The 6,342-nt window shown below is 70.5% G+C and carries 7 protein-coding genes; 3 read left to right on the top strand and 4 right to left on the bottom strand.

Annotated features, from left to right (window positions below):
• Positions 1-322: 322 nt before the first annotated feature.
• A complete protein-coding gene (locus tag ITP53_RS53255; RefSeq protein ID WP_207757692.1) occupies positions 323-652 on the top strand; it encodes a WhiB family transcriptional regulator in 330 nt (109 codons plus the stop codon).
• Positions 653-701: 49 nt separating this feature from the next.
• Here the strand turns inward: ITP53_RS53255 and ITP53_RS53250 are convergent, their stop codons facing one another.
• From ITP53_RS53250 to ITP53_RS53235, 4 genes are read right to left on the bottom strand one after another with little or no spacing between them, the layout of a single operon-like run.
• On the bottom strand, positions 702-1,484 hold the full coding sequence (locus ITP53_RS53250; RefSeq protein ID WP_195903118.1) for an SDR family NAD(P)-dependent oxidoreductase: 783 nt from the start codon (positions 1,482-1,484) through the stop codon (positions 702-704).
• 9 nt (positions 1,485-1,493) lie between these two features.
• Positions 1,494-2,177, bottom strand: coding sequence for an SDR family NAD(P)-dependent oxidoreductase (locus tag ITP53_RS53245; protein WP_195903117.1), 684 nt, complete (start codon positions 2,175-2,177; stop codon positions 1,494-1,496).
• Positions 2,174-3,373, bottom strand: coding sequence for a cytochrome P450 (locus ITP53_RS53240; protein ID WP_195903116.1), 1,200 nt, complete (start codon positions 3,371-3,373; stop codon positions 2,174-2,176). The genes ITP53_RS53245 and ITP53_RS53240 overlap by 4 nt, the downstream gene beginning before the upstream one ends.
• A gap of 16 nt (positions 3,374-3,389) precedes the next feature.
• On the bottom strand, positions 3,390-4,058 hold the full coding sequence (locus ITP53_RS53235) for a TenA family protein (RefSeq protein ID WP_195903115.1): 669 nt from the start codon (positions 4,056-4,058) through the stop codon (positions 3,390-3,392).
• Between the two features lie 149 nt (positions 4,059-4,207).
• On the opposite strand from ITP53_RS53235, the gene ITP53_RS53230 reads away from it, so the two are divergent.
• Together ITP53_RS53230 and ITP53_RS53225 are read left to right on the top strand one after the other, a co-directional pair.
• Complete coding sequence (locus tag ITP53_RS53230; protein WP_195903114.1) at positions 4,208-4,960, top strand: SDR family NAD(P)-dependent oxidoreductase; 753 nt, start codon at positions 4,208-4,210, stop codon at positions 4,958-4,960.
• Between the two features lie 31 nt (positions 4,961-4,991).
• Complete coding sequence (locus ITP53_RS53225; protein WP_195903113.1) at positions 4,992-6,296, top strand: cation:proton antiporter; 1,305 nt, start codon at positions 4,992-4,994, stop codon at positions 6,294-6,296.
• Positions 6,297-6,342: the final 46 nt, after the last annotated feature.

Genomic DNA, 6,342 nt, shown 5'->3' with positions numbered 1-6,342 from the left:
GGGGGTGGGTCGTCTGAGTGGATCACCGCGAAGGGGATCATTCCGGAGATGTGGCCGGTACCCTTCAGGCCCTCCCAGATGAACTTGACGAGCCCTCTGGCGAACCGCGCCAACACGGCCCTCACCTCCTTCGGCGTCCTGTTGCCCAATGGATTGTCACGCCCGCCACTCGACCTGGCCTGGACGCCGCCCCCGCGCCGGTCCAGCGGCGATCGAACAGGCGTCGAGCCCCGGCGTGCACGCTGTCGGTGTGCGCCCCGGAAACGTGTGCGCAGCTCACGACCGTGACACCTGGCGTACATGGCCCGATCAGGGGGCAGAAATGAAGACCATCATGCTTGCGGCCCACCCGGGCGACGAGGCCCTCACCCTGCTGGAGCGCTCATCCCGCACCGAGCACTGGACGGCCAGGGCCGGATGCGCGAGCAGCGATCCCGATCTGTTCTTCCACGACACCGACACCCCGGCCGCCCGCGACGCCAAGGCGATCTGCCGCGACTGCCCGGTGGCCGCGGAGTGCCTGGCCGTCGCCGTACAACAGCAGGTGCGGCACGGCATCTGGGGCGGCCTGCTCCCGTCCGAGCGGCGCCCGCTCCATGCCGCCGACGCCAGGAACAGGAAGAGCGGCAGACACTCCAGAGCGCATGGCTGAGCCGACTCGCCGCCGCGGCGGCGAGCCGGCCCTCCCTCGCCACGCCCCTTTATGAGGGACGGCTGTAGTGCGCCGGCGGCGCCATGCCCGCGTCGATCATGACCTCCGCACCCGTGACGCTGCGGACCCTGCCGGACGCCAGCAGGACGACCAGGGCCGCGATCTCGTCAGGCTCGATCAGCTGCCCCGTGGACAGCCCCGTCATCTTGGGCACGGTGGCGATGAACTCCTCGGGGGTCATCCCCGCGCGCTTGGCCATCTCCGGGTTCGTCCACAGCCGGGTACGGACCGGCCCCGGCGAGATGGTGTTGACGCGGACGCCGCGTGAGGTGAACTCCGCGGACAGCGCCTTGCCGATGTTGGTGAGCGCGGCCTTGGCGGCCGAGTAGTGACCGAGCCGGGGGTCCACCATGCTCGAGTTCATCGACCCGATGTTGATGATCGCGCCGTTGCGCTCGATCAGGCTGGGCAGCGCCGCCCGGGTCGCCCGGATCGTCGTGAGAACGTTGAGTTCGAACGTGTGCTGCCAGACCTCGTCCTCGATGTCCAGGAAGCCCGCGGCCAGCTTCACCCCGCCGCCCACGTTGTTGACGAGGACGTCGACGCCGCCGAACTTTGCCAGCGCCGCGTCGATCAGCGACTTCGGTCCCTGCTGGTCGAGGAGGTCGACTTCGAGGGTGTGCGGCGTCACGGCGAGCAGGTCGGAGGTGACCGTACGCGCCCCGCCGAAGACCTCGGCGCCCGCCGAGACCAGGGCCTGCGTGACCGCCAGCCCGATCCCGGCCCCGGCCCCGGTGACCACGGCCGTCTTGCCGGACAGATCGAATTCCATGCTGTCTCCTTAGACGTGACTGCGTTTCTCGGTGAGGAAACCGCCGTTCGACCCGCCGACCGGCAGGGTCGCCACGTCGGCGATGAACCGGGCGGCGTCTTCGGCGGCGATCTGCCCGCTGGGCATCATGTCGGTGCGTACGCGTCCCGGGTTGACCGCGTTCACCAGCACTCCCGTTCCCTCGCACTGGGCGGCCAGCATCGTGGTGAGACCGTTCAACGCGCTCTTCGAGAGTGAATAGCCGGGCGCGCCGCCGAAGAGGGCGCCGCCGAACTCGGCGGTGGTCCCGCTGGAGATCAGCACCACGCGGCCCCAGCCGCGGCGGATCATGGACGGGATGAAGGCCTGGGCCAGTCGCCACGAGCCGAGCAGGTTCACCCGCAGCGTCTCCTCGACGAGCGCGAGCGGCGCGGAAAGAGGATCGGTACGCCCGTCGAGCAGCACCCCGGCGTTGCACACCAGCACGTCGACGTGTTCGAGCTCCTTGCGCAGCAGCATGACGCCGGTGGGGTCGGTGACGTCCAGGACGTGCGGGCAGGCGCCGGGACCGAGGTCGGCCGCGGTCGCCTGAGCAGTGCGTGGATCGCGCGCGGTCACCACCACCCGCAGGTCCCTGCGGCACAGCTCGGCCGCGACCGCGCGGCCGATCCCCCGGTTGGCCCCGGTGACGAGCGCGGTGCGCTGACCGGTCACCAGGTGACCGGAATCTCGCTGAAGCCCTCCATGAACCCGCCCAGCCCCCGGGGCAGATCGTCGGCGGGCACCGCGAGCCGGAGCTCGGGGAACCGCCGCAGCAGGGTCTCGGTCGCGACCTGCAGCTCCATCCGGGCCAGCGCCGCGCCGACGCAGTAGTGGATGCCCGCGCCGAAGGTCATGTGGTGGTTCTCGGTACGCCGGATGTTCAGCGTGAAGGGATCGGTGAACACGGTCTCGTCCATGTTGGCCGACTCCTCGGACAGCAACACGCTGGAGCCGCTCTTGATCACCGTGCCGTCGGACAGCGGGATGTCGACCAGCGCGTAACGCAGGGTCCCGATGGACGAGCCCATGATCTGGGTCCGCAGCAGCTCCTCGACGGCCCCGGGCACCAGCGAGAAGTCGGCCTGGATCTCCTTGACCAGGTCCTGCCGGTGGAGCAGCACCGCGGTCCCGGTGCCGATCTGGCTGGCCGTGGTGACGTAGCCGGCGATGAGCAGGCTCTGCGTCCAGAAGTGCAGCTCGTGCTCGGACAGCCGGTTGTCGTCCTCGTCGCGTACCTTGATCAGGGCGCTGATCAGGTCGTCGCCCAGGTCCTGCCGCTTGGCGGCGATCAGCTCGACGAGATAACCCCACAGGCCCTTCCTGCACTCCTCGACCTCGTCGGCGGGCAGTTTGGTCACCGAGAGGAAGCCGTCCACCAGCCGGCGGAACCTGTTGCGGTCCTCCGGGGGGATGCCCAGCAGCTTGCAGATCACCAGGATCGGCAGCGGGAACGCGACCGCCTCGTTGAGGTCGACCGGGCGCGGCCCGGCCTCCATCTCGTCCAGCAACCCGTCGACGGTCGCCTGCGCGTACGGCCGCAGCAGCTCGATCCTGCGGGCCGTGAACGCCTTGGTGACCAGGCTGCGCATCCTGGTGTGGTCCGGCGGGTCGGCGTCGATGTCGGGGTCGACGAACAACTCGTTGTCCGCGGAGATCCGGGCGACGCCGGGCCTGGCGATGTTCTTGCTCAGCCGTTCGTCGGCGAAGAGCTTCCTGACGTCCTTGTACCGCGTCACCATCACCGCCGCGTCCCCGCTGGGCAGCGTGACGTCGACAAGGGCCTTGTTCCGCAGGCCACGAAGCCCTTCTGGGACCTCCATCGGCGGCGTCCACGGGAAGGGATAGGGAATCTTGGTTTCCGTGCTCATTCGGCGACCTTTCTCCTCAGACCGGCCACGAGGGCTGCCGCAGGCAGCAGTCCGCGAAAGCCCATTCGTAACGGATGCTGGTGGAGAACTGCTCGACGATGAGCCGACGCTCCGCGGCCGAGCAGGTCTCGCCGGCCCGGTCGACCATGTCGAGGAACGCCTGCACCGCGTACCTGTAGGACTCCCCCGGGTGGTAGACCTCGATCCACGGCAGGTAGCGGGAGCCGGGCGCACCGCCCCGCTTCAGGTTGTCCGACACCTCGGCGTTGAACCACACCATGGGCAGCAGCGCGCCGAGCCCCGCGTAGAAGGAGCGCGCGGTGGCGGCGGCGAAGAAGGAGGCGTGCGCGTGCGGTCCTGGATCCACGGGAAGCTGCTCGCCGAGCTCCGGCAGGCCGAGCTCGCCGGCCAGCCTGGTGTACTCCGCGCGCAGCCGGTCCTTGGCCTCCAGCGTGCCGGTCACGGACTGGGCGAGCAGGAACGCGTCGGCGTCCTCAGGGGCGGCCGCGGCGCATCGGGCCAGCGCGCGGGCGTAGGCCGGCAGCAGGAACCCGGTGTCCTGCTGGACGAAGTAGGCGAGGGCCTCGCCCGGGAGCGAGCCGTCGCGCAGGCCGGACCAGAACGGATGGTCCTGCACCTTGCGTAGCACCGGGTCCCTGATCTCCATGAGCTCTTCGTGCAGCATCGGCCTTCCCCTGTCGCGTCGTGAACTCCGGCCTGGACGGTAGGGGCCCGCCCTAGAAGCCCCCTGGAGCCGCCACCAGGCGGTGCCCAGCCGTTCTCGAGGCCGCTGCCGCAGATTGGTGGTTCCAACGCCGACGTAAGGGACGTCACATGGATCTTGGCTTGGCGGACAAGCGGGTACTGATCACGGGCGCCACGCGGGGCATCGGCCTGGCCACCGCGCGCGTCTTCGCCGCCGAGCGCGCGCGGGTCGCCATCACCTACCACACCTCCGACGCGGTGGCCAAGCGTGTGGTCGAGGAGCTGGGTGGCGACGACCGGGCGTGCGCTCTGCCGTACGATCTGGGCGATCCGGACTCCATCCGGCAGGCCGTGGCGGCCGTCGAGGAGCGCTGGGGCGGGATCGACGTGGTCGTGGCCAACGCGCAGACATGGGTGTGGATCAACCCCGAGGATGTCCCGCCTTATCAGGACACGCCGATGGACCACTGGCTCGGGCTGTTCCGCGAGAACGTCGAAGGCCACCTCTGGACGATCCGCCAGGCGCTCGGCGGCATGCGGGAGCGCGGGTGGGGCCGGATCGTGCTGCTGTCCTCGGTCACCGCGACCCACGGAAACCCCGGTTCCGAGATGTACAGCGCGGCCAAGGCGGCGTTGCACGGGCTCGTACGCGGGCTGATGTGGACGCGTGACGGAGTCCTCGCGAACGTGGTCGCGCCCGGCGGCACGCTGACGGAGAGCCTGGAGGCGGTCGACCCCGTGCTCCTGGAGCAGGCCGTACAGGAGACCCCCAGCGGACGCCTGAGCACGGCGGACGACGTCGCGCGCCTGATCGCCTTCCTGTGCTCCGAGGCGAACGGCAACATCAACGGCGAAGTCGTGCACACCGCCGGCGGGCGCTGAGCGGCCTCCAGGATCTCCGAGAGGGGTGCACATGCCCGTCACCGATCCGGTGCCGCCCATCGCACCGGGCGTTCTGCTGATCTTCCTGCTCCAGGTCGGACTGCTGCTGCTGGTCGCACTGGTTCTCGGCCGGGTCGCCACCCGGTTCGGCATGCCCGCGCTCGTGGGCGAGCTGGGCACGGGTGTCCTGCTCGGCCCCTCCCTGCTCGGCCACGTCGCGCCGGAAGCGGCGGACTGGCTGCTGCCCAGGGACGCCGCCCAGTTCCACCTGCTCGACGCGGTCGGCCAGCTCGGCGTCCTGCTGCTGGTCGGCATCACCGGCATGCACGTGGACCTCGACCTGATCAAGCGGAAGGGCGCGACGGCCGTCAGGATCAGCGTGGCCGGGCTCGTGGTGCCGCTGTTATGCGGGGTCGCCGCGGGGATGCTGCTGCCCGCCTCGCTCGTGGGCGCGCAGGGCGACAGGACGGTCTTCGCCCTGTTCCTCGGCGTCGCGCTGTGCGTCAGCGCCATCCCCGTGATCGCCAAGACGCTGATGGACATGAATCTGCTGCACCGTGAGGTCGGCCAGCTCACTCTGGCCGCGGGCACGATCGACGACGTCTTCGGCTGGCTGATGCTGTCGGTCGTCTCGGCCATGGCGACCACCGGCCTGCGCGCGGGCAGCGTCGCCGTGTCGCTGATCGGCCTGGCCGTGTTCGTCGCGCTGGCCGTCACCGTCGGGCGCAGGGCCGTCGGCCTGCTGCTGCGGCCGGTCGCCCGCGCGGAGTCATCGGGACCCGCGGTGGCCGCCGTGGTGGTCATGCTGCTGGGCGGCGCGGCCGTCACGCACGCCGTCGGGCTGGAGGCCGTCTTCGGCGCCTTCGTCCTCGGCATCCTCATCGGCCGGGCGCCCGGCTTCGACCTGGCCCGCCTCGCGCCGCTGCGTACGGTCGTGCTGGCGGTCCTGGCCCCGATCTTCTTCGCCACGGCGGGGCTGCGCATGGACCTGACGGCGCTGCGCGATCCCGTGATCCTGCTGGCCGCGCTGGCGGTGGTGGCGATCGCGATCGCCGGCAAGTTCGTCGGCGCCTTCGCCGGCGCGCTGAGCAGCCGTCTCACCAGCTGGGAGGCCCTGGCGCTGGGGGCGGGCATGAACGCCAGAGGCGTGATCGAGGTGATCGTCGCGATGGTGGGCCTGCGGCTCGGGGTGCTGAACACCGCCGGCTACACCATCCTCATCCTGGTCGCGGTCATCACCTCCCTGATGGCGCCGCCGCTGCTGCGCCTGGCGATGACCCGGGTGGCCGATCGGCCAGGGGAGCGCGAGCGCGCCCTCCGCGCGGTCTCCTCGTAACCCCTACGCGAAACGGCCTCCGGCGAGTGGTGTCCCACTCGCCGGA

This window comes from Nonomuraea cypriaca (genome assembly GCF_015645445.1).
Lineage (GTDB): Bacteria > Actinomycetota > Actinomycetes > Streptosporangiales > Streptosporangiaceae > Nonomuraea > Nonomuraea cypriaca.
Note: the sequence above shows the minus strand (reverse complement) of the source record. Positions and strands in the feature narration are given on the sequence as shown.